16 protein-coding genes are annotated in these 20423 nt (G+C 68.4%); 5 read left to right on the plus strand and 11 right to left on the minus strand.

Translation table 11 applies throughout. From position 1 onward, the window contains the following. Positions 1-14 precede the first annotated feature (14 nt). The 11 genes from FGD71_RS04095 to FGD71_RS04155 all read right to left on the minus strand — a co-directional run bounded on the left by FGD71_RS04095 (position 15) and on the right by FGD71_RS04155 (position 15063). Entirely contained in the window at positions 15-1016 is a 1002-nt protein-coding gene (locus tag FGD71_RS04095) for a helix-turn-helix transcriptional regulator (protein WP_119098991.1), read from the minus strand. A gap of 56 nt (positions 1017-1072) precedes the next feature. Further along, positions 1073-4780, minus strand: a complete 3708-nt coding sequence (locus FGD71_RS04100; RefSeq protein WP_119098992.1) for a S8 family peptidase — start codon at positions 4778-4780, stop codon at positions 1073-1075. Positions 4781-5041: 261 nt separating this feature from the next. Beyond that, entirely contained in the window at positions 5042-6004 is a 963-nt protein-coding gene (locus tag FGD71_RS04105; protein WP_119098993.1) for a PDR/VanB family oxidoreductase, read from the minus strand. A gap of 56 nt (positions 6005-6060) precedes the next feature. Beyond that, positions 6061-7410 (minus strand): SCP2 sterol-binding domain-containing protein, encoded by a 1350-nt coding sequence (locus tag FGD71_RS04110; RefSeq protein ID WP_119098994.1) that lies wholly within the window; start codon positions 7408-7410, stop codon positions 6061-6063. A 20-nt stretch (positions 7411-7430) separates the two neighbouring features. After that, a complete protein-coding gene (gene lipB / locus FGD71_RS04115) occupies positions 7431-8057 on the minus strand; it encodes a lipoyl(octanoyl) transferase LipB (RefSeq protein ID WP_244951194.1) in 627 nt (208 codons plus the stop codon). 273 nt (positions 8058-8330) lie between these two features. Beyond that, positions 8331-9305, minus strand: a complete 975-nt coding sequence (locus tag FGD71_RS04125) for an NmrA family NAD(P)-binding protein (protein ID WP_181359115.1) — start codon at positions 9303-9305, stop codon at positions 8331-8333. Positions 9306-9938: 633 nt separating this feature from the next. Continuing rightward, the gene (locus tag FGD71_RS04135; protein ID WP_119098996.1) at positions 9939-10640 is read right to left on the minus strand and encodes an SDR family oxidoreductase; all 702 of its coding nucleotides are present in this window, start codon (positions 10638-10640) and stop codon (positions 9939-9941) included. A gap of 707 nt (positions 10641-11347) precedes the next feature. After that, positions 11348-11917 carry a TetR/AcrR family transcriptional regulator gene (locus FGD71_RS04140; protein WP_119098997.1) on the minus strand — a complete coding sequence of 190 codons (570 nt, stop codon included), beginning with the start codon at positions 11915-11917 and terminating at the stop codon, positions 11348-11350. A gap of 321 nt (positions 11918-12238) precedes the next feature. Continuing rightward, complete coding sequence (locus tag FGD71_RS04145; protein ID WP_119098998.1) at positions 12239-13537, minus strand: SNG1 family protein; 1299 nt, start codon at positions 13535-13537, stop codon at positions 12239-12241. Between the two features lie 637 nt (positions 13538-14174). Next, entirely contained in the window at positions 14175-14369 is a 195-nt protein-coding gene (locus FGD71_RS04150; RefSeq protein ID WP_138047956.1) for a cupin domain-containing protein, read from the minus strand. A 52-nt stretch (positions 14370-14421) separates the two neighbouring features. After that, positions 14422-15063, minus strand: coding sequence for a TetR/AcrR family transcriptional regulator (locus tag FGD71_RS04155; protein WP_119098999.1), 642 nt, complete (start codon positions 15061-15063; stop codon positions 14422-14424). A 152-nt stretch (positions 15064-15215) separates the two neighbouring features. On the opposite strand from FGD71_RS04155, the gene FGD71_RS04160 reads away from it, so the two are divergent. The 5 genes from FGD71_RS04160 (at position 15216) to FGD71_RS04180 (ending at position 20306) form a co-directional block, all read left to right on the plus strand. Next, the gene (locus FGD71_RS04160) at positions 15216-16127 is read left to right on the plus strand and encodes an SDR family oxidoreductase (protein WP_205571091.1); all 912 of its coding nucleotides are present in this window, start codon (positions 15216-15218) and stop codon (positions 16125-16127) included. A 4-nt stretch (positions 16128-16131) separates the two neighbouring features. Beyond that, positions 16132-17268, plus strand: a complete 1137-nt coding sequence (locus FGD71_RS04165; protein ID WP_119099001.1) for an MBL fold metallo-hydrolase — start codon at positions 16132-16134, stop codon at positions 17266-17268. Continuing rightward, positions 17265-18188, plus strand: coding sequence for an alpha/beta fold hydrolase (locus FGD71_RS04170; RefSeq protein ID WP_119099002.1), 924 nt, complete (start codon positions 17265-17267; stop codon positions 18186-18188). Before FGD71_RS04165 ends, FGD71_RS04170 begins: the two co-directional genes overlap by 4 nt. 82 nt (positions 18189-18270) lie before the next feature. Continuing rightward, positions 18271-19182 carry a metal-dependent hydrolase gene (locus tag FGD71_RS04175; RefSeq protein ID WP_119099003.1) on the plus strand — a complete coding sequence of 304 codons (912 nt, stop codon included), beginning with the start codon at positions 18271-18273 and terminating at the stop codon, positions 19180-19182. A 23-nt stretch (positions 19183-19205) separates the two neighbouring features. Continuing rightward, complete coding sequence (locus FGD71_RS04180; RefSeq protein WP_119099004.1) at positions 19206-20306, plus strand: PDR/VanB family oxidoreductase; 1101 nt, start codon at positions 19206-19208, stop codon at positions 20304-20306. The last annotated feature ends 117 nt before the right edge of the window (positions 20307-20423 follow it).

Here is a 20423-nt window from a genome sequence, read left to right on the forward strand (position 1 = left end):
TCACCGGTGTCCGCTCACACCCAGCCGCGCTGTGCCGCCCGTACCCCCAGCTGGAACCGGCTCGCCGCGCCCAGCCGTTCCTGGAGTTCGCTCACCCGGCGCCGCAGAGTTCTGAGGCTCACTCCCAGATGGCGGGCGACCGCCTCGTCCTTCATGCCGGCCGCCAGCAGCCGGGTCAACGTCCGCTCGCCCTCGGAGAGTTCACCGTCGCCGGGCGCCTGGCCGAGTGGAGTCGCCTGCTGCCAGGCCAGCTCGAAGAGCTTCTGCAGGGCCTCGGTCACCGCGGAGTGCCGTACGACCGCGGAGCAGTAGCCGCCCGCCGCGGAGGCGGTCAGCGGGAGCATCGCCCGACGTCCGTCGACCACCAGCAACTTGACCGGTACCGAGGGCAACACCCGTGCCTGCTCGCCGAGTTCGACCATCCTCCAGGCATGGAGGAGGACGTCCGGATCCTCCAGTGCGGTAGCCGCGTAGATCGCGCGATAGACGATCCCGCGGCTGAGCAGATCCGCCTGGAGGTCCAACTGGGGGGTGCGCGGGGCGAGATAGGGAGGAGAGTCGAAGAGGCACACCTCGTGCTCGGCGTGCGCGTACAGCTCCTCCAGGCGCGCCGCGTTGGCACCCTCGCCGGAGACGACCTCGACGAGCCGGGACGGTTCCTCGCGCAGCAGCCCGGCCTCGTACGCGGTGGCCATCTCCTCGGCGGTGGCGGCGAGCAGTTCGGACTCCGTCTCGCGCCGCCGGATCAGTGCGCGGATCCCCACCCGTGGGTCCACCGCCCGTAACCCGCCCATGGAGTCGGGCGGTTGCAGCAGACCGAGTGCGAGCAGCCGGTTGCAGGAATCGCGGACCCGGGCCGGGGCGGCGCCGGTCAGTAGCGCCCAGCCGGCCGCGCCCGCGTCGGGCTGATGAAGGATCGTCCGGTACACCAGCTCGTCGAAGGCGGAGACCCCCACCGCGGCCCAGGGGCTCGCGGCAGGGGTCTGTCTTGCCGTGTCGTATGCCGTGTTCACCATGGCCCGGCACGTTAGAGGATCTTTGTTAAGGACGTGGCAACGGTCTGGGGCGGGGGTTACTTCAGGCCGAAGGCCCGCAGTACGGTCTGGTCGATGCTGTTGCCGTCCTGGTCGGTGGCCCGCACGCGCAGCGACACGGACTCCGCGCCCTTCGCGGGCCTGAACTTCGCCTCGCCGTGCTTGGCCTTCACCTCCTTCCAGGACGTGCCGTCGTCGTAGGAGACCCAGGCCTTGAGGCTGCTCGCCCGGATGCTCCCGAGCTGATTCCCGACGGTGAGGTCGACCACCGAATCCTGTCGGCGGTCAGCACGGTTGAGGAGGTCGAGGCCCTTCGGGGCGATGCCGACGGTGAGCAGTGGCAGCGCCGTCTCGGCCTCGGTGTGCGCCGAGGCGAAGGACCATTCGGTGTGGGTGCTCGTGGAGTACGCCGCCCAGGGTGCCCGGCGCTGTACGTCCAGCTCGAAGCGGTACGAGGCCTTGTCCGGCGCCACGTCGAACGTGCCGTAGCCGCCGAGGACGGAGTTGCCGACCAGCCGGCCATCCGCGTACAGCTTGCCCTTCGCGGTGTCCTGGGTGCCGTCGATGTATCCGTAGTGGCCCGGCGTGGCGTCGCTCACCTCCGCTACCTGGAGGGTGAGTTTGTCTCCGGTGCGCTCGGAGAGGCCGTACTCCTCGCTGGTCGCCGGGCGGACGACCTGGCGCAGCCAGTTCTCCGCGGGCTCCGTGGTCGCCTTGCTGTAGGTCCGCAGGGGACTCCACTGGCCCCTCGACGCCTGCCAGTTCGGATAGACCGTGTGGCGGGTACGGGTGTCGGGGTCGACGTAGTAGTACTCGGTGCGTTCCGTGCCGAGCTCCATGTAGTTGCTGTTCTCGATGCCGAAGAGCTGCCAGGGGCGGAACGTGTACAGGGCGTCCGCGCCGATCTCACCGGCCTTGGCCCCGTAGTAACGGGCCTTCCTCTTCGCCGTGTTGGAGCTGTCCATGCGGTACGTCTGGTTCTGGGTGATGGAGCCGCTCTGGGCGACGAGCAGGTTGTAGACGTACGGACTGACCGGTGTGCCGCCCAGCTTCAGCCTGACCTTCTTGCCGCTCTTCAGCAGGTCGGTGAGCCTGGCGCCCTCCTCACCGGTGGCGATCATCAGCGGTGTGGTCGTCGCACGGTCCACCGCGGCGATCCAGAAGCCGGGCTTCTTGCGGTACGCGATGACGTAACCCGCACCTGCCTTCGTCGCGTTGGCCAGCGCCTCGTCCGCCACCTCCGTGGCGCCGAGCCCGACCACAGCCACCTTGCCCTTGACGTCCAGCCCCTCGAAGTCGGCCGCGGTACCGCCGTTCGCGTCCACCGCCTGCACGGTGCGGTCACCGGTGATCTTCAGCGGGAAGCCGTTGTACGTCTGCGCGTAGTAGAGCGACGACAGCTCGGACTTCTCCGGGCTGGTGACGCTCGCCGTCAACTCCTTCGCGTACAGACGGAATTTGGCGGAAAACTCCAGGGTTCCCTCGGTGACCTTCTGGGTGGGTGCCACATAGATGTGGTCCGTCCAGAAGCCCTGGCTGTAGGTCAGCCCCCAGGCGCTGCCCGGCCCCTCGCGGTGCCAGTTGGTGCTGAAGCCCTGGAACTCGGAGTCCTGCCTCGTCTTCGGCTTGATCTCCACCGCCTTGCGGGCGTCGAGGACGATCTCGGTGTCCTTGTCGACCTTGATCTCCGGATTGCCGACCACGGAGGTGCCGACGGCCACGCCGCCCGCGTCCCGGTCCGGGATCCAGGTCGCCATGGAGTACGTACCGGCCGGAACCTGCCAGGTCCAGGTATCACCTATGAACCCGTACTCGTCGGGGTACGCGCCGTTCAGCTCCTGCAGCGTGTAGATCGCCGCCGCGGTGGAAGCCTTGCCGTCCCGGCCCACGAGCGAGACCTTGAGGTCGTACGTCTTCGGTGCCTTCTCGAAGCCGACGCCCGTGGTGACCAGGACGCCGTCCGCGCTCGCCGTGATGTGCCCCGCGTACCGGCCCTGGGCAGGCTTCGACGGGTCCACACTGACCGGGACCGTGGCGGTGCCCTTCGCGGGCACGGTCACCGTCCCGGCGCCGGGCGCGACGTCTGCGAGGCTCGACGAGACCTTCAACTCCACCGACTTGTCAGTGGTGTTGGTGTACGTGATGTCCTTGGTGGCGACCTCGGTGTCGTCGTCCTCGTACGTCCCGAAGCTCAGGGTCGGGGTCGCGAACACGCCCTGCCGGACCGCTCGTACGGCGTCGACCCGGCCGTCGCCCTGCTCGAACACGGAGTTGACGGTGTTCGTCTTCGCGGTGGTCGCCAGGGCCTGCTTGATCTGCTGTCCCGTCCAGTCCGGATGGGCCTGCGCGACCAGCGCCGCCGCACCTGCGACATGCGGGGTCGCCATCGAAGTACCGTTCGCCGACGTGTAGTTGGCGTCGACCGGCGTGCCCATGCTGGTCCCGGAGGCACGGGCCGAGGTGATGCCCACGCCCGGCGCTGTGATCTCCGGCTTGACCGCGGAGTCACCGAGGCGCGGGCCGCGGCTGGAGAACGAGGCCAGTTGGTCGGACTTGTCGACCGCGCCCACCGTCAGCGCGGAGTCCGCGATGCCCGGAGTGCCGATGCTCTGCTCCGACGGGCCGGTGTTGCCGGCTGCGATCACGAAGAGGGCGTCCGTGGACGCGGACAGCTCGTCCACGGTCTCGCTCAGCACATCGGATGGACCCGACGCGGCACCGCCCAGCGACATCGACACGATCTTCGCGCCGGAGTTCGCCGCCCACTGCATGCCTTCGAGGATCCAGGAGGTCTGACCGCGGCCGTCGTCGGCCAGCACCTTGCCGACCAGCAGCTCCGCACCCGGCGCCACACCCTTGCGCTTGCCCTCCGAGGCCGCGCCCGAGCCGACGACGGTGGACGCCACATGAGTGCCGTGACCGTGACCGTCCCGCACCGCCTGCTCGGGCACGAAGCTCTTCGTCCCGGCGATCCTCCCGGCGAGATCCGGGTGCCCGGTGTCCACGCCGGTGTCCAGGACGGCGACCTTGACGCCCTTGCCGTCGTAGCCCGACTCCCACACCTCGGGCGCGCCGATCTGCGGCACGCTCGCCTCCAGGGACACCTTCACCTTGGCGTCCAGCCAGACCTTCTCGATGCCCTCGCCGAGTTGCCGCGCGGCCTTCGTGGTGGGCTCGGTGCCGAGCGCGGGGGCGATGTCCGCCCAGAAGGCGGTCGACTTCCTGGCGCTCAGCGCGGCGCCGTCGATCCCCGGCAGTGCGAGGGTCCGGCGTGTGCCGTCGGGGGTCGCGCTGCCCTTCGTGTACGTCGCGATGAGCGGGGTGGAGCCGGTCTTGGCGTCGGTGTAGCCCTGCTTCACCAGCTGGGTGATGTTGAACAGGGCCGGGTCGAGGCGGCCCGCCCGCAGCAGCGGGACCGCGTCCGCCGGTAAGACGCTGATCTCGCCGTCGCGTTCGCTCGACAGGAAGGTGGCGGCCTCACGGCCCTTTCCGCGGCGGACGTCGACGGCGGACTTGCCGTCCGGGCCCGCGGTGAGCGACACGGTGTCGCCGGTGATGAGGGTGACGGTCTGCGTGCCGGCGCCGCCGGTCTTGACGGCGCTCCGCGGGTTCTTGTCGCCGGTCTGCACGAGCGTGGCGTCCGGACCGGTGGCCGGGGATCCGGGACCGGCCGCCGCGGGCGTGATAGCCCCCGCGAGTAGTCCGGCCGCTCCTGCCACAGCCCAGAGGGCGTGGAGTCTTCGCATGAGTGGGCGTCCTCCCCTGAACGCTGACAAGGCTCCCGGCCTGGTGACCGGAGGCCAGTGATCAGGGTGAGCGCCGTGCGGAAAGCGACTCAAGGGATTCCCGTGGCCGGTGAGTGCCAATGCCCCCTTCGGCCACGGCGGTTGGCGAACTCCCTGCCCTCCGGTGGCGACAGCCACCCAAGGGCCTGACGCCCTGGCCTAGCGGCCTGCAACGATCGGACGGGGTAGCTGACGCAGCATCCGGAGTGGTTCTACAGGGGGTCAGAGGTCGAGGACCAGGCGGTCGCCTTTGGCTCGGGAGACGCAGATCATCATGGTGTCGCCTGCGGCGCGCTCCTGGTCGTCCAGCACCGAGTCGCGGTGGTCGATCTCCCCGGACAACACCTTCGTCTCGCAGGTTCCGCAGATTCCCTCCTCGCACGACGTCATCACCGGCACACCGGCATCTGCGACGGCCTCAAGAATGGACATGTCCTCAGAGACCAGCAGCGTCCTGCCGGACTGGGTCAGCTCGACCTCGAAGCTGTTCTGTGGCCGGGCGGTGGCGTCCTTCTTCGGGGCGAAGCGCTCCAGGTGCAGAGATCCGCTCGGCCACTTCTTGCAGCCGGCCTCGACCGCCGCAAGCAGCGGTTCCGGACCGCAGCTGTAGACAGCTGTCTTCCGTTGCGGCTTGCCGAGCAGCGAAGGCAGGTCCAGCAGCCCGTATTCATCCTGCGGCCGCAGGCTCACCCGCTCTCCGTAGGCCCGCTGCAAAGTCTCACCGAATGCCATCGAAGCTCGGGTGCGGCCCCCGTAGACGAGGCGCCAGTCGGCGCGGGTCGCGTTGACGGCTGCCACCATGGGCAGGATGGGGGTGATCCCGATTCCGCCTGCGATGAACAGGTAGTTTTTGGCCTTCACGAGCGGAAAGTGGTTGCGTGGCCCGCGGATGCATATCGACTCACCTTCCGTGAGCACGTCGTGCACGTAGCTCGACCCGCCTCGGCTTTCCGGTTCACGCAGCACCGCGACCTGAAAACGGGACCGATCCCCCGGGTCCCCGCACAGTGAATACTGCCGGACCAAGTCGGCTCGCAGTACCAGATCGATGTGGGCTCCCGGCTGCCATTTTGGCAGTGGACGGCCTCCCGGGTCGCGCAACGTCAGCAGCACGACACCTTCGGCCATTGTTTCCTTGCGTTCCAACACGAGGTCGAGTTCGACTTCGGTGCTGAGAGTGCTCATGATCTGCCTTCCATTTCCTACAGTGATGATTCGGTGCTGCGTTCTTTTCTGGCCGATCAGGACGGGAAGCAGCGGCCGAATTCGCGCAGCAGTCGGGGGGAGCCCTGCAGCTTGATTTGGCGACGCACCAGTGCCCACGCCAACATTGACGGCTTGCTGAGGAAACGAAGCCAGGTGCGCGTGTCGGCGGTGATCCTGAGATCCGGCTCACCGTGATGTCCGTCGGCGACATCGAGTTCGCGGTCGCGGATGGTCACGGTGATCTGCCGAGACTCGTCGCCGGTGAAGGTGAAATGGTAGGTGGCGGACATGTCCTTGGCCTGTTCGCGCTGAAAGATCAGCGGCAGGCCTTCCACCAGGCCGTCGATGCTGTTCGCGCGCAAGCTCATCGCTACATGCTTCGTGCGCTTGTTCGGGAATCGGTCGGCCACGTGCTGCTCGGCGTCGGAACCCGGGACGACGTAGACGGACTCTTCCTTGTCCAGCAGTGGGCGCACGACCTGGGTCAGATGTGCCTTGCGATCGTCCAGCCAGGGGCCGATGACGTCCTCGCCGGCCGGGCAGACCGACATGCAGTAGGCGGCCTTGTAGTTGGCGCCGAAGGAGAGGCTTTGCCACATCGACGCGCTCTCGGCGTCGCTCACCCGTGAGCGGTAGTCGTCGGCGTCGCTGCTTTCAGCGACCTGTTCGGCCCAGTCGCCGAAGCCACCCATGAACTCGCGGTAGTTGTGCGTGTAGCAGGCGGAGAAGTTGAAGTGACCGTCGGAGGCGATCGCCCCGGTCGGGCAGGCGGTCACGCACAACTTGCATTCCAGGCAGGGATTGAACTCGATGGGCTGAGAGGGGTCGCTGATCTCGGCGTCGATCAGAATGGTGCCCAGCAGGATGAAGTTGCCGAATTTCGGGTGGATGACGTTGCGGTGAATGCCCATCTTGCCGAGGCCGGCCGCCACGGCGACCGGCTTGTGCGAGACGACCCATGTTTTCCTGGGGAACTTGTCCATCTCCATCGGAAAACCCATTGCGGGGTTGAGGGCGCGCACACCCATCGCCTCCAGCTCAGCCACCACTTGCCGGCCCACCTCGTCGGTGTGGTCACCGGTGTGATGGAATTCCAGGTTGGCCACCGAGCGTGCCGGAGTGCGGATGCTCTCCCGGTTCATTCGGACCACGAAGCTGATCAACATTCGGACACCCGGCAGCGCGGCGTTCAGGTCCGCTCGCTGGTCGGCGATTTCCGGCCGGTCGATCTCGACGAAGCCAACGTCGTCCGCACCCGCGTCGAGACATAGCTTGCGCAGCCATGCCGCATCCAGCGGCTCGGCGGGCCGGGTGGAGCCGCGGTCGCGCCGTTGGCGGACTTTGACGACGGTGGGATGGTCGTCGAGCTTGTTCCTTCTGGCCATCGGGCATCCTTTCCTGTTTTCTAACGTGATGTCAGGTGTGCAGTGACTGCTCGTGCGACCGTGTCGCGCACCTCGGTATGGGTAGGGGTCGGCAGGCCGCGTTCGGCGGCGAGTTCGGCCAGGGAGGTCATCCGGACGCCGGGCAGGGCACAGGCGGTGAAGGTGGTGTAGACGCTCAGGTCGGGGTCGATGTTGAGGGCGAAGCCGTGGCTGGAAACGCTCCCGCTGATACGCATGCCGATCGAGGCGAGTTTGCGGTGGTCGGGGGTCCACACGCCCACCAGGCTCTCCGACCCCGGCGGCGTCTCACGGCGGACCGCTGGAAAACCGAGGCTGTCCAGTGCGTCGATCAGCGCCTGCTCGACACGGCGGATCAGTCCACGGGCACCGAGCTCGCGCACGTTGAGCACGAGGTAGCCGATGAGCTGGCCGGGACCGTGGTAGGTGGCATGTCCGCCGCGGTCTGTCCGCACCAGGGCGATGGGCGAGGCCGCGTCGGGCAGTTGATCGTTCGGAGTCCGGGCGGTGTAGGAGATCACCGCAGGGTGCGTGAGCAGGAAGAGCCGGTTGGCGGCGAGGCCCTGTTTGCGCTCCTCAACCCAGCGGGCCATGTCCGCCTGCGCCGCAGCGTAGGGTACTTCTCCCAAGTCGACGCGTTCCAACCGCCAGTGTGAAGGTTGTTCGTCCACAGATCCCGGCACCATCACCGCTCGTCTCCTCGCTCATGACCGCAGTTGATTACAGTCGTGCAGCAGCGTGTGCCAGCCGTGGCACCAGCATGTGATCAGTCGGCCACAGCCACTCCGCACGAGCACCTTGCTCACGGCGTTGCTTTGCACCGCGCACTGGGCACTCGCCGTCTCCTCCAGCGGGTAGCGGTGGAGTGGAAGACCGGCTTCCTCCCTGGACCGCTCGGCGACTCAGCCAGTCGCCAGCTTCTGGATGCGCGGATGGTTCTCCAGAGCCCACCGCGCGGTCTTCGGCGGGCGCCCGAGCAGCGTCTCCAACTGGTCGGTGACGCCGCGGTACCCGCCGCCGCCGATCAGCCGGGTCAGGGTCTTCAGGTGCTCCGCGGTGTGCGGAAACTCGGCCAGGGCAGCGTCCACGTAGGTCTCGTTCCAGGTTTCGACCTCTTCGGGAACGTAGGTGACCTGGTGTCCCAGCACGGCCCCGAAGTCCTCCGCGAACCCGTGCATGTCCTTCAGCTCTGGACCGTTGAGTTCGTAGGACTTCGAGATGTGCGGCGCCGGGTCGGCCAGGATCTTCGCGCACGCCTCGGCCACGTCATAACCCGCGATGGGTGCGAGCTGGTGGGTGCCGAAGGGCAGGCGCAGTTCACCGTTGCTCAGCGGGCCCAGTGCCAGCCAGGTCATCAGGGGGTTCTCGACGAACATGGCAGCCCGTACGTTGACGGTCGGGAGGCCGGACCACTCCAGCACCCGCTCGGCGACCCAGTGGGCGCGCTGCTGCGGCGACCAGTCCGTGACGAGTCCGCCGAGCCACGAACGCCGTTCCTCCTCTGGTGCGGTCATCTTCTCGAACGTCATGAACGACTGCTCGAACTCGGACATGTTGACGAAGACCTCGATGTCACCCTGGGCCCGCGCCGCCGCGGCCATCAGGCTGACGGCGTCGGTGTAGTACGGCGACAGGCTCATGCTGAAGTAGACGCGTCGGCATCCCTTCAGCGCGGCTGTCACGTCAGCGATGGTGAGCAGGTCACCGACGAAGACCTCGGCCCCGGCCCGGCGGAGCGCCTGCGCGCGGTCGTCGTCCTGCCTCACGAACGCGCGCACCGGGTGCCCTTGTTCCAGAAGCATGTCGACGATCGTTCGGCTCACACCGCCGATATGGCCTGCGGCTCCGGTGATCAGGATGGGATTGCGCTCTGACATCGATGAATCCTCTGGCTGGTCGGGGTGAGTCAGCTGTACGGAAAGCCACAGGATGTGGCCGGCGATCGTTTTGGCCGTCTCGGTCGCCTGGGCTGTCTATGCCGTCGCTCGGCGTGGTGGCAGGCCAGGGTCTCGGTCGCATTCGCGGAGGTGACCATGCCCGCCGGAAGCGGTCGATGACGGCGAAGCCGTTGAGCTCGATGGCCGCCTTTACGCGGGCCTTGGGCCCTCCTCCCGCCGAACCGTGCCGGCCAGGCGGATTCTGCGCAGTGTCATCGGGGCGAAGGGCCGTCGAAGTGGGCGAGGAAGTCCAGGAGTGCGGCGTTGGTCTCCGCGGGACGCTCCTGCTGCGTCCAATGCCACAGCCCGGAAGCACCACCACGTCATGCAGTTGCGGGACAGCGCTCAGTGGGTTGCCCGCCCCGCCCGCGCCTCGGAGAATCTCGCTCAGCGATCTGCCCTCGTCCGGGCCGCGCAACGAGGTGACCATGTCACGGTCTCCCACCACGTACAGCGCGGGGACGTCGATCCCGCGCCCCCGGAACGCAGCGAGCAGTTCGTTGTTGCGCTCGATGTTCCGGTACCAGTTGAAGGCTCCGGTGAACGCATGCTCGCCGGCGTAGGTGCGTGCTACTACTTCGCCAGCTGGGCGTACATGGCTTCCAGGTCGGCTGACAGCTGGGACTTGACCCAGCGGGTGGTGTCGTCGGCCAGCACCTCGTGCGCACCTGCCTCGATGCCGTCGAGTGCGGCCACGGCGATGTCGCGGGGGTCGGCCTTGGGTGCGTCGACGCCCGAGGTCATGTCGGTGTCCACGTAGGCCATGTGGAGCCCGGTCACCGCGATGCCGCGCGGCTGCAGCTCCAGGCGCAGAGAGTTGGTCTGCGACCACAGGGCGGCCTTGGAGGCGCCGTAGGGCGTGCCGTCGGCCAGCCAGGACAGGGCGGAATGGGCGTTGAGGATGTGGCCCCCGCCGTTGCGCTCGATGATCGGCACGAGGGCCCGGGTGACCAGCAGCGGCCCGTAGAAGTTGGTCTCCAGATCCCGGCGCACGTCCTCCATCGGGGAGTCGAGGTACGAAGCGCGGACGGAGGCCCCGGCGTTGTTGATCAGGATGGTGACGTCCTGGGCCTGCTCGGCGGCGGCTGCCACGGATGCCGGGTCAGTGGCCTCGAGCGCCAGCGGAACGGCACCGGGGTGGGTCACCGTGCGCGGGTCACGGGCCGTGGCGTAGACCTTGCCGGCACCGCGTGCGTAGAGCTCCTCGACCAGCACCTTGCCGATACCACGGCTGCCTCCGGTGACGAAGACATTGGCGCCCTTGATCGCTGTCATGACTACCTCCACGAAGATGAAACCGATCGGTTTTCATCACCGTAAACCGATCGGTTTCATCTTGCAAGTCGGGTTGAGTACCGGATGACTGCGGCGCGCGGTGTCGAGGTGGAATCGGCCGGAGCTCAGGCTTTGGGGGCCGGCCTCGTATCCATCGGCGGAGTCCGTACTCGCCCGGCGCAGGCCGGTGAAGCCGCGAGGCCGCCGACAGTGATCGACGTGGCCTGGCTGGACGTCAGCCGGAGTTCAGCGGAGTGACTTGAGGGGCGGTGCGCCGTACCACCACCCCGCGGTCGCGGTCGCCCACGGCGACGATCGTGTGCGTGCTCGATGCGGGGAGGGGCGCTGGCGGTGTGGGCGCCGCCGCAGATCGTGGCCCGCCTGGCTTTCGAGCGCGCGGCCGACGGCGCAGAGGGCGGCGAGCAGGCCCTTCGGGTCATGCTGGACGCGTACGCGCGGCTGACCTCGGCGCGCCCCGGAACGCTCCTGACGGGGAAGCCGTGCATCTGTCGCTGGGTGCCGACGTCCACGAGACCACAAGCTTCTTTGCCTGCGGCATGCTCGGCAACACCCTTACGGCCATCGGGCTTTCCTTCGACGGTCGGGAAGCAGGGGCGTGAAGCCGTGGGCGCTGCTCCGGCTGCCGGAGACGGGCATCAACCCGGAAGAGCGCTCCGGTCGCCGGGCCTGCTCGAAGACGTGGCGCGTCAGCGCATGTCTGCCGCGTCGAGCAGGGCGGCCACAGTGGGTGCGATGAGCCCGGTCAAGTCGTCGGCCTGGATTCCCGCGCGGGCGCTGGCGCCGTCGAAGACCAGGATGAGCTGCCGGGCCAGCAGGTCGGGATCGCTCGCGCCACCCTGTTCGGCCTCGGAACGGAAAAAGGCCGTCAGGTTCGCTTTGATCTGGTGGGCCACCCGGCTCGCAGGGTGGGTCTGATCCTTCAGCTCGATCTGCACAGCCAGGTACCGGCAGCCTCGGAACTCGGGCGCACCCGCCTGCGACTGCACCTGCTCGAAGACGTGCAGGATCCGCTCGCGGGCTGAGCGGCCATCGTCCGCCGGGGGCAGGAGGCTCGCCACGAAGGCAGCGGAACGCTCCTTCAGGCTCGCCGCCAGCAGTTCGTCCTTGCTCTCGAACAGCTGGTACATGGAGCGCTTCGACACCCCCGCCGCCTTGCACAGCGCCTCGACGCCGATGCCGACACCGTCTCGGTAGGTGAGCGTGGCCGCCGCCTCCAGCAGCCGCTCTCTGGGGCTTGGCTTCACTTCGGTGGTCATACGGCGAGGTTAACTCGAATCGGACGAAATAGAAACCGATCGGTTTCCAGGGGGTGTCGGGGGAGATGTCCGGCGCCGTGCGGACGCCTGAAGGCCACTCAGAGGCTCGGCGACGGCCTTGGGGGAGAGGCCGTCGCCGAGCCGTCACGCTGTACGCAACTCCCCTCCCCGTGGGGCGACACGCGTGGGCCCCACTTCGGGTAATGGCCCCGTCCTGAGTGAGCCGCGTTCCGCTACGCCGGGGCAGCGGTCTTCTTGGGCTTCGTCTCGGCGNGGGCCCCACTTCGGGTAATGGCCCCGTCCTGAGTGAGCCGCGTTCCGCTACGCCGGGGCAGCGGTCTTCTTGGGCTTCGTCTCGGCGGGAATGCGGTGCAGCCCCTTGCGGTCGTACCAGCCCGTCACGCCGAAGCCGAAGAGTGCGGCCAGTGCGAGGCCGGCGGCCATCATGGCCCAGCCCCGGGTCAGGCCCGCGTCGGCCTGGGCGTCGTAGTAGAGGATCGAGCGGAGACCGCCGGTGAGCTGCCGCAGCGGCTCGAACTCCGCCAGGAAGCGGTAGAAGCCGGGCAGCGCCTCGATGGGAGTGGTGGCGCCGGCCGTCGGCACCGCCATGCCGATGAAGACCAGCGTGACCACCAGCATGCCGGGCGTGCCGAAGACAGCGAGGAGGCTGAGCGCACCGATCCCGCAGACCGCGATGGCACACACCGAGAACAGCCACAGCAGTGGCAGATGGGCGGCGGCCATGCCCATGATGCCGACCGCACCCACCATGACCAGGGTTCCCATCAGCAGGGACAAGCCGATCATGAGAGTGCTGCTGATGGCGAGCGTCTGCACCCGGGTCGCCCGGACCAGCGGGCGATGGCGGCGCAGCGGACCCATGTCGCTGTGGGTGTAACCGAGGGCGTGATCCACCTGCCCGCTGATGACATTGGCGGAAAGCATGCCGCAGACCACGAGGACGAGCGCGTAGTAGAACGCCGTCAGTCCCAGACCGCTGTGCGAGGCGAGCCGATGGCCGTCCTTGACTGTGACGGTGGCCGGATCGGCCAGCAGCACGCGCGCCGCGACGGGCGGCTTCGCCTGCCCTGTCCCGCTCTGAGCCGTGAGCTCCTTGCCCACCTGAAGCGAGGCGCTTTCGGCCGCCTGTGTCGTCGCCGTCCGGGCCAGGCTGGAGCCCACGCTGCCGGCGGACTGATTGGTCAGTACCGTCAGCGTCGGGCGTGCCGGGGTCTCGGTGGTCGCGGTGCCGGTCAGGGCGACGGCGGCGGAGGTGAAGTCGGAGGGGACAACGAGCGCGCCGTACAGCTTGCCCTCGCCGAGCTCCTCCTTCACCCCCTTCTCGTCCATCACCTTCCAGTCGATCTTGTCCCCGCTCGCGGTGGACTTCCTGATCGACTCGGCGATCTGTGTCCCCAGGTTGACCTGCTCGCCGCCGACAACGGCTCCCTCGTCGGCGTTGACCAGGCCGACGGGCAGTTTCTCCATGTGATCGACCGGATCGATGTTGGCACCGACGTAGAACACGGTGAACAGCAGCGCGAGCACGCCCGTGATGACGCCGTTGCCGACCCACAGAGGTTTGGCACGCAGGACACGGAACGGGTGATTGCCACTCATGACTTACTCCGGTCTCGGACAACACAGTCATATCGAGAGGAGACCGGACAGCTTCATTGCAGGCCGGCGGCCCTCGAAACGTTCAACCTCGGCACGCACGGCCGCCCGACGCGGAATCAGAGGTGGGTGCAACGACCTGCCGGGGCTCCGGCCAATGAAACCGGTCGGTTCCAAGCATCGTAAACCGTTCGGTTTCCAGATTCCAAGTTCGAAGCGCTGCTCCATGCCCCCGGCAGCGTCAGGAAGCCTCCTGCCGGCGCCATCCCTGCCGTCGGGCCCCTTCTTGCATTCGGCGAGAATCGATGCCGGCACTTCACCGGTGGCGTCCTTCGGGACTCGATGTCTCAGACGATCGAGGCCAGCCCGAACGACCGATGGGTCACGTGTCATCCAGCGGCGCGACAGTGGTGGAGGGGCTCCTCGGCCTCTCTGCGACTCGGGCGCCCGTGGGGTCAGCCTCGGCTCCGGGAGTCAGTCCCGGAGCCGAGGCTGACCGCGGCGCGGAGGTCGTCATCTTCCGTTTCCGTGCGTGCCGGCGGGAGAGGGGACGCACTGGCGGGGTTGAGCGAGTCGAAGAGCAGGGCCATGAAGCGTGCGCGCATGGACAGTGTGGATGCCCGCACCGCCGGTCTCTTGGTTACGCGTCGCTGAACTTCGCCGTCCCACCGGTCAGGTACTTGATGGCGCCGAGACCCTGCGCCCGTGCACAGTCCTCGGTCAGCTTCTGGACGGTGACGGCGTCGAGAACCGAGTGGAACTGGCCCTCGTCGGTGAAGCTGACGTTGGCTCCGTACACGATGTACAGCACGACCGTGGGCTCTGTGGTCGTCACCGGTACTGCGAAGGTGTGGACCGAGGAGGCCGAGGAATCCGGGCCTGCGCAATCAGGGCTGATCGCTGATGGCTCGGTAGGCCGCGATGAACAGGGTGTAGCACAGGTCGATCAGTTCTTCGACGGTGGCGTTCTGGTGGCCGAGCGTCCAGTCCACGAGGAGTTCGTTGACTCCGCCGACCAGGCTCATCGCGGTCATGGTGAGCCGGCTGGAGGAGGCTTCCGGGCCAGGGAGCGGTCCGACGACGGCGGCGACCATCGCGGCGAATTCGTGCAGGACCTCACGGCGGCGCACTTCGAGGCGGGGGCTGGCGCCCACGACCTCGATGAGCACCAGGCGGGCCATGCGGGCGTCGCCGGCCAGTGTGCGGATGAAGACTTCGAGGCCGGCGCGCAGCTGGGCGTCGACATCGGGTGCGGCAGCGGCTGCGGCCTGCGCGGTTTCGGCGCTGATCGTAGTGATCAGCTCGTTGTAGACCCCGGCGAGAAGGTCTTCGCGGTCGCGGAATGACTCGTAGAAGTAGCGCTCGGTCAGTCCGGCATGCGAGCACACCTGCTTGACGGAGGTTGAGGCGTATCCGACCGTGCCGAACAGGTCGAGGCCCGCCTGGATAAGGCGGGTGCGGCGCTCCTGCTGTCGTTGCGCCGCATCGCGTCCGCCGTAGCGCCGCCCGGCGGTCTGTGTGCCGGTCATTTCTCCCCTTCGCAGAGGTGTTGACACCGGTGTGCTCCGAACTGACACTCTAGCTTGTCAGTTCATCTGACATGGCATCGTGTCAGAAATGCGTGGGGGCCGCTTGCCGTTCAGCGTTCCGCTCATGCTCAGGGCAGGGAAGGAGCTCGACCGTGGCAGCACCGCCCAGGTACCCGTACACGCTCAGCCGAAGAGACCGAGACAGGCTCCCCCGCACACAACGGCTGACCGGCCGGGTGATCGCGGTCACCGGGGCCGGCCGCGGAATCGGGCGTGCCGTCGCAGCCCGGCTCGCCGCAGCCGGAGCCGCCGTGGCGATCGGCGATCTCGACGCGGAGCTTGCCATGGAGACGGCTGGTGCCATCGGCGCGCATCCCGGTGGCCGACTGGTCGGGCTGTCTCTCGACGTCACCGACACACATTCCTTCGAAGACTTTCTGCGCACCGTCGAGACCCAACTGGGGCCGATCGACGTACTGATCAACAACGCCGGAATCATGTGGGTGGGCCCCTTCGAGGGGGAATCGGAGGAAGCCGCCCTGCGCCAGTTCGACGTCAACGTCCACGGCGTACTGCGCGGGATGAAACTCGTGATCCCGCGGATGCGGAAACGCGGTCGCGGCCACGTGGTGAACATCGCCTCCGCCGCGAGCAAGGTCGCCCCGGCCGGCGAGGCGACCTATGCGGCGACGAAGCACGCCGTCCACGGCTACAGCACTGCCGTCCGCGCCGAACTGCGGGGCACCGGCGTGCACGTGTCCTTGGTGATGCCCGGCGTCGTGGACACCGAGCTGGCCGTGGGCACCGCGACCGGCCCCACCCGAAGCCTGACGACAGATCAGGTGGCCGACGCGGTGCTCGACGTCATGCTGCGCCCGCGGTTCGAGGTCTTCATTCCACGCCAGGTAGGCGCCCTGACCCGGTTGGCCGCGCTGCTGCCAGGCCGTGCCCGCGACGCCCTGCATCACCTCCTTGTCCCCGACCAGCTCGCCGCCCTGTCCGACCGGTCGGTGCGCGCGGCCTACGAGCAGCGCACCCGGACCGCCCGCCATCCCGAAGGATGAGCCCGTGACCACCACGCCCAAGCCGGCGCCCAGCGCGACGGAGGCCCAGGACGCCGCCGCTCCGCGTCCCATCCCCGAATTCGAAGGTGTCCACGACGTATGGCCCCGCGGTGACCGGCTGCGCGCGGTGCGCCGCGCCGCGGCCACCTACCGTGAGCGGTTCGTCCAGCAGGGCCGCATCCACGCCGTCCGCAGTTTCGACATCGCCGCCGCCCCGTACCCGACCCGGTTCGGCTTCCACGGCGCCGCGCTCGCCGTCAACCCGTTCGTGAGCATCGTCAACCGGATGCTCGTCGTGCAGTTCGACGGCTTCGATGGTGAGCCGAAAATACTGGTGTGGGAGCCGACCGTCGCCGCCGGAACGGCTCAAGCGCCGTTCTACGCCCAGCTCAAGCGTCTGGCGGGGGACTTTCTCACCGAGCACGTCTTCGCCCGCTACTACCAGGACCCGGACACCGTCCTGCCTTCCTGCGGTCTGCGACCCGAGGACGTGGACTTCGTCAGCTTCGACCACCTGCACGTCCAGGACGTGCGCATGATCATGGGAAGTACCAGCATCATTCCCGGCGAACGGGCGCCCCGCGAAGGGCTGTTCCCGCGCGCCCGGTTGCTGGTGCACCGCAGGGAGCTGGGCACCTTCGAATCGACGCATCCGATGCAGTGGGCCTGGTACGTGGACGGCGGCATGGACGGGGTACCGGGCGAGCGCATCACCGCCTTCGACGGCGATGTCGAACTCGGTGTCGGCGTCAGCCTGTTGTGGACCCCCGGCCATACGGACGGCAACCACTCCCTGGTGCTGAACACCCCCGACGGGGTGTGGGTCTCCTCCGAGAACGGCATCTCGGCCGACAACTGGCAGCCCGAGCTCTCCCGCATTCCCGGCGTGCGCCGCCACGCCGCGTTCTACGGCCATGAGGTGGTGCCCAACGCCAACACCCTGGAGGACTCCCTCGACCAGTACGACTCCATGGTCAAGGAGAAGACCCTCGCCGACCCCAGCCGACGTGATCCACGCTGGCTGCAGATCCTGCCCTCCTCGGAGCTGGCCCCCTTCAAGCGGCAGTGGCCGGTGCTGCCCAGCTTCGTCCACGGCGGTCTGAACTACGGCGAACTGCCCTCTTCCGGTGGTGGCCGATGACCGGCCCGGCCGCCCGCCGGATCTCCGCGGACGGCGTGGAGTTGGCCGCCTACCAATGGGGAGCGTCCACGAATCCTCCGGTGGTGCTGGTCCACGGCTATCCGGACACCAGCGCCGTGTGGCGCCCGGTCGCCGAGCGCCTGGCCGACCGCTTCCACGTCACCGCCTTCGACGTGCGGGGAGCCGGTGCCTCCCACCGGCCCAGGGGTCTGCGCGCCTACCGGATGTCCCGCCTGGAAGCCGACCTGGAGGCGGTTCTCGACGCCGTGAGCCCCGACCGCCCGGTGCACCTGGTCGGACACGACTGGGGATCGATCCACTCCTGGGAATCGGTCACCGGCACCCGCCTGGCCGGGCGGATCGCCTCGTTCACCTCCATCTCCGGACCCTGCCTGGACCACGTCGGCCACCTGATCCGTGCCCGCCTACGGCCGCGGCATCCAGATCTGCCGAAGATGCTGCGGCAGGCCGCACGGTCCTGGTACATCGCCTACTTCCACCTTCCGCTCCTGCCCGCCCTGACCTGGAGAGCACTGGGACACCGCTGGCGCGCCTTCCTCACCGGATCCCAAGGTGTACCCGGGCACACCCCCTACCCCGCGCCGACGCTGGCCCGCGACGCCGTGTCCGGCACCGCGCTGTACCGCGCCAACATGCTGCCCCGCCTGCTGCGTCCCCGGGACCGGCCGACCACCGTCCCGATTCAGCTCGTCATCCCCACCCGCGACTTCTGCGTCACCCCGGTGCTGTCCTACGGAGTGGAGCACTGGACGCGCCAGATACAACGGCGCCCGATCGACGCCGGGCACTGGGTACAGCTCAGCCACCCCGAGGAGATCGCGTCCCGGATCACGGAATTCGCCAACCGCGTCGAAGACGGCTCCCGCCGCAGTCCGGACCACACCGCGCACCCGATCTGACAGCCCAACAGACCAGCAGTACTGGACGGCTGCCTGACCGCCCCTTCGCACACACCGATCGCTGACGGAGGAGGAACCTGTCATGTTCCGAGCCGCACATGCCCACCTGCAACGTCCGTCCGAGCCCATCGACCACCACGACCTGGTGCTGCAACCCCGGGACGTCACCTTCGACTGGGGCACCACCCCGCTGCACTGGCTGCCCGGTGAGCCCTTCGCGACGCACACCTTCGACGTGCTCCACCTCATGCTCCCCGAGCTCGAACGCTGGTTCGTGCGCACCTTCGAGCAGGCACTGCCCCTGATCACCGATGACCGGCTGCGCGAGGACGTACGCGGCTTCATCGGCCAGGAAGCGATGCACGCCGAGGCGCACCAGGAGGTCCTGGAGCACCTGCTCACCAGGGGGCTGGACCCGGCTCCGTACACACTGCAGTCCGAATGGATCTTCCGAAGGGTGCTCGGAGACCGGCCGGATCTGACGCCGGCCGCCACACACGCGCACCTCCTCCAACGGCTCGCCCTCATCGCGGCCTTCGAGCACTTCACCGCGTATATGGGTCACTGGATTCTCAGCAACGGGCACCTGGACCGGGCCGGTGCGGACCCCGCGATGCTCGATCTGTTCCGCTGGCACGGCGCGGAGGAGGTCGAACACCGTTCGGTCGCGTTCGACCTGCTGGTGCACCTCGATCCCCGGTACCGGCGCCGAGTGGTCGGCATGCTCGTCACTGCTCCGGTGCTCACCCGGCTGTGGATCCGCGGAGTCCGCTTCCTGATGAGCGCCGACCCCGAACTCGACGACCGGGTCAAGGTCCGCTTCCGCGACTACCTGGCCGCCGCCCGCAAGGACCTGTTGCCGCCACCGGGCGCGTTCGCCCGCTCGGTGCTGCGCTACTTCCGCCCCGGCTACCACCCGACCCAGGAGGGCTCGACCCAGCAGGCAGTCGCCTACCTGGCGGCGTCCCCCGCTGCCCGAGCGGCTGCCCGATGACCCAGCAACCAGCGAGGCATCCCATGGACATCAGCACACCCCTCACTCGGCCGCCGGACCTGTACGGCAGACCGCGCAGCGACTCCTTCATGCAGAAGCTGGCGGCTTTCAGCGACAACTCGGTCACACGGCTCGCGCGGCGCGGCACTCCTCCCAGGCGACCGCCGGCCACCGAGATGCCCGCGATCCGGGAACTGGTGGTCGCCGCCAAGCACCAAGAGGCCGAGGATGTCGTCTGCCTGCGGCTGGCGGCACCCGACGGGGGAACGCTCCCGCCCTGGCAGCCCGGCGCCCACATCGAACTGCACTTGCCCTCCGGCCGCAAGCGGCAGTACTCGCTGTGCGGCGACCCTGCCGACCGGTACCGGTACCGCATCGCGGTGCGCCGCAGCGCCAACGGCGGAGGCGGTTCGGCCGAAGTGCACGACACTCTCGGAGACGGTATGCGGGTCGCCGTCACCGGGCCCCGGAATGCCTTCCCCTTCGCCGCCGAAGCATCCATCCTGCTCATCGCGGGCGGCATCGGAATCACCCCGATCCTGCCGATGGCCCGGGAAGCCGCCGGACGCGGGCTGGACTGGAGGCTCGTGCACACCGGCCGCACCCGCGGCTCGATGCCCTTCGCGGCAGAGCTGGCCGAACTCGCAGCCGCAGCCCCTGGCCGGGTCTCCATCCGTCCTGACGACGAGTCCGGCGTGCCCGAAGCAGCCGATCTATTGAGCTTGAGCCCGGCGGCGGGTGCGGTGTACTGCTGCGGGCCCGCGCCCATGATCGACGGCGTTCGGCGCGCGTTCGGTGGCAGCCGCGCGTCAGCCCTGCACTTCGAGCGTTTCGCCCCGGCCCCGATCACGGACGGCCGTCCCTTCGAACTTCAGTTGGGCGACACCGGACGGGTTCTGCCAGTGCCGTACGACCGCTCCGCCCTGGATGTTCTCCACGAGGCCCTGCCGGACCTGCCGTTCTCCTGCCGCCAGGGGTTTTGCGGCACCTGCCGGGTACGGGTGGCCCATGGCCATGTAGATCATCGTGACCGTCGGCTCACGGCCACCGAACGCGCGGAGGGCGCCATGCTGCCCTGCGTCTCGCGTGCACCGGAAGGAGAGCGGTTGGTGCTGGAGGTGTGAGCGATGGTCGAGGGCCCGTAGAGCGCGGCCGTCGCCGCGAGGAACCTCAGCGGCAGGGTTGATCCCCGACCCATGGCGCGACGCACTGCCTGGACGGTGAGACGGTCCATCGGGGAC

It is taken from the genome of Streptomyces sporangiiformans, from assembly GCF_005768555.2.
GTDB lineage: Bacteria > Actinomycetota > Actinomycetes > Streptomycetales > Streptomycetaceae > Streptomyces > Streptomyces sporangiiformans.

What these genes read in the sequence shown, in the direction of transcription:
- FGD71_RS04135 (WP_119098996.1), bottom strand. Translation starts at nt 10,640, where the DNA reads ATGACAGCGATCAAGGGCGCCAATGTCTTCGTCACCGGAGGCAGCCGT.
- FGD71_RS04125 (WP_181359115.1), bottom strand. Translation starts at nt 9,305, where the DNA reads ATGTCAGAGCGCAATCCCATCCTGATCACCGGAGCCGCAGGCCATATC.
- FGD71_RS04180 (WP_119099004.1), top strand. Translation starts at nt 19,206, where the DNA reads ATGGACATCAGCACACCCCTCACTCGGCCGCCGGACCTGTACGGCAGA.
- FGD71_RS04140 (WP_119098997.1), bottom strand. Translation starts at nt 11,917, where the DNA reads ATGACCACCGAAGTGAAGCCAAGCCCCAGAGAGCGGCTGCTGGAGGCG.
- FGD71_RS04170 (WP_119099002.1), top strand. Translation starts at nt 17,265, where the DNA reads ATGACCGGCCCGGCCGCCCGCCGGATCTCCGCGGACGGCGTGGAGTTG.
- FGD71_RS04175 (WP_119099003.1), top strand. Translation starts at nt 18,271, where the DNA reads ATGTTCCGAGCCGCACATGCCCACCTGCAACGTCCGTCCGAGCCCATC.
- FGD71_RS04095 (WP_119098991.1), bottom strand. Translation starts at nt 1,016, where the DNA reads ATGGTGAACACGGCATACGACACGGCAAGACAGACCCCTGCCGCGAGC.
- FGD71_RS04145 (WP_119098998.1), bottom strand. Translation starts at nt 13,537, where the DNA reads ATGAGTGGCAATCACCCGTTCCGTGTCCTGCGTGCCAAACCTCTGTGG.
- FGD71_RS04110 (WP_119098994.1), bottom strand. Translation starts at nt 7,410, where the DNA reads ATGGCCAGAAGGAACAAGCTCGACGACCATCCCACCGTCGTCAAAGTC.
- FGD71_RS04105 (WP_119098993.1), bottom strand. Translation starts at nt 6,004, where the DNA reads ATGAGCACTCTCAGCACCGAAGTCGAACTCGACCTCGTGTTGGAACGC.
- FGD71_RS04100 (WP_119098992.1), bottom strand. Translation starts at nt 4,780, where the DNA reads ATGCGAAGACTCCACGCCCTCTGGGCTGTGGCAGGAGCGGCCGGACTA.
- FGD71_RS04155 (WP_119098999.1), bottom strand. Translation starts at nt 15,063, where the DNA reads ATGACCGGCACACAGACCGCCGGGCGGCGCTACGGCGGACGCGATGCG.